Raw genomic sequence first — 2,393 nt, 5'->3', positions numbered from 1 at the left:
GTGGTTTCGCTGGCGGCGCGCTGAAGGTGCGCCCAAAAGGTCATCCAAGCACTAACGGCATCTTGCAATCGCGCCGAGCCGAGCGCCGTTGTCTGCGTCAACATGACTTGCCGGGACGCTTACACAAGACCGGCCAGATGGCGCACCGGCTCGCGCACATGGACATGGTCATCCTCGATGAGCTGGGCTACCTGCCGTTCAGCTCGTCGGGCGGGGCCCTGCTGTTCCACCTGCTGAGCAAGCTCTACGAGCGCACCAGCGTCGTCATCACGACGAACCTGAGCTTCAGCGAATGGGCCAGCGTCTTCGGCGATGCCAAGATGACGACGGCGCTGCTGGACCGGCTCACGCACCACTGCCATATCCTTGAGACCGGCAACGAGAGCTACCGCTTCAAGAACAGTTCCGCACAACCCACCAAGAAGGAGTCCAAGACCAAGAAGTTACCCACAGCCTAAGCCCTCAGAGGCACTAACAAGGGTGGGTCAAGATTGGATGGAAACGGTGGGTCAGGATTGCGTGGGAATCAACACACGAGCTATTCGAACCGCTCCGCGTACATGGCCAGCATGCTCCCATTCCCACCGCAGGCTTGGCATTCGTCGCCATCAACCATGCGACTTCCATCACAGCGCGGGCAAGCGACCATTCTGTAGCGCCCCGTGTCCAAGCGATCTGCATCGCGCCCTAGCATGCGCCCTTCCCCTGCGCATGCCGGGCAATCGTCCCCAAAATGCTGCCTAGTCCCACTACAAACAGGGCACTGGCACAGGCGGTAGTCTGAAAGTTCGACCCGGTCAGCGTATCGCTGCTGCATTCGCTTGTCGCCATTGCAAACTGGACATTCATCGCCTTCGTGCCTGCCCTCGCCATCGCAAAGGGGGCACTCAACAAGGTCGTACTGGTTGAGGTCTACCTGGTCGGCGTAGTGCCGCGGGACCTCGCCTTCTCCGGCACAGACAGGACACTGTTCGCCATCCCACACCTTCTCGCCCTTGCAAAGCCGACACTCGACGGATTTGTATCGCGAGAAATCAATTCTTTCGGCGAATCGTCGCTCGAGCGCTCCCTCACCGCCACAAGCCGGGCAGTCCTCGCCCTCATAGTGGCGAGCTCCCTCGCACAGACCACACGTGACCATCTGGAACTCGTCAAGGTCAGGGTCGAGATCCCGTGGTATCGCACCATCTCCTACGCAGACCGGACACTCATAGCCGTTGTGACTCTTCGTTCCATCGCACAGTGGGCACTGCTTCAGGCCACTATTGAGCAGGAACTCGACTTCTAGCTGGGCCGCCACATCGAGTTGAGCCTCGGTGCTTGCGCCGGTACCGCCGCCAGCTGCCGACATGCCGGCCATCAGCTTGCTCAGCGTCGGCTGCACCGCATCCAGGGTTGACTGCGCAGCCAAGGTGGGCAGGAGCGCCAACACCTCCTTCGCCACCTGCTCCACAGCCTGAACCTCGCCGGCATCTCTTGCCTTAGCAAGGTGTGCCTTCATCTCGACGCACAGTGAGAGTGTTCCCGCGATCTGCTTGCTGATCTCCGCTAGGCCCAACCACGCGTGCCGCTGAAAGTGCAGCAACACCCTCTTAAGGCTCACTATGAGCTCGTTGTCCGCACCCTTCGGGCCGAAGAGCCCGCTGTCAAACTTGGTGTGATGGTTGCTACACAGCCAGATAAGGTTGTGGGGGTGATTGCACTTGCCGGTCGCGACCGGGTCGATGTGAGCTGCTTCACCAGTTTGGCCAGAGGTCTTGCATACCGCGCACTCCAAGCTGGCCTCCCGGCGAATCTCCTCTCGGATGGCTTCGGGGAGTGGCGGCCGCGTCTTCTCCGCAGAGGGCCAGGGTGCTCTGAGCCAGATGTCATAAGACTTCAACTCGGCCTCGTCGAAGTACAGGGCGTCGTTCTCTACCTTGGCGACGGTAAGCTTTCGCTTGTCCTTCCATTTGACCTGGCGAGCCGCGAAATATCGCAGGAGCTGAGGCGAGATACCCAATAGGGCGGCCGCCTGGTATTCATTGAAAAGCTTTGAGGCCATGTTCTTCTACTTCATCGAGTGCGAAGCTCGCGGTGTCGTCATTCACCGGCGAAGCGACTACGCACGACTGCTTCGTTCGCTCCAATCCTAAAGCCACACGGTGATTCGCCCCGGATTTGGCAAGCCGCAGAATGACTTGTACGCTCGCTCCGCCGTTAGCAGGGGGCCAGAAAGGTGTGATCCGCTTGGATTCTTCGAGCCACCCCGAGTGCTAGTCCCGGCTGGTGTGATCCGCTTGGATTCTTCGAGCCACCCCGAGTGCTAGTCCCGGCTGGTCTTGATCCGCTTGGATTCTTCGAGCCACCCCGAGTGCTAGTCCCGGCTGGTCTTGGGGTCACTAGGCAGGCCC

Annotated in this window: 2 protein-coding genes; one reads left to right on the top strand and one right to left on the bottom strand. The window is 60.2% G+C overall.

Annotated elements, in window-relative coordinates:
- The coding region (locus tag ACS5PK_RS22560) for an ATP-binding protein (RefSeq protein ID WP_439442508.1) at positions 1-458 on the top strand (458 nt) is incomplete at its 5' end.
- An 80-nt stretch (positions 459-538) separates the two neighbouring features.
- On the opposite strand, the gene ACS5PK_RS22555 is transcribed toward ACS5PK_RS22560, so the two are convergent.
- Positions 539-2,044, bottom strand: a complete 1,506-nt coding sequence (locus ACS5PK_RS22555; RefSeq protein WP_439442507.1) for an HNH endonuclease — start codon at positions 2,042-2,044, stop codon at positions 539-541.
- Positions 2,045-2,393 lie beyond the last annotated feature (349 nt).

It is taken from the genome of Roseateles sp. DB2 (assembly GCF_051857535.1).
Lineage (GTDB): Bacteria > Pseudomonadota > Gammaproteobacteria > Burkholderiales > Burkholderiaceae_C > Roseateles_B.
Note: the sequence above shows the minus strand (reverse complement) of the source record. Positions and strands in the feature narration are given on the sequence as shown.

What these genes read in the sequence shown, in the direction of transcription:
- ACS5PK_RS22555 (WP_439442507.1), bottom strand. Translation starts at nt 2,044, where the DNA reads ATGGCCTCAAAGCTTTTCAATGAATACCAGGCGGCCGCCCTATTGGGT.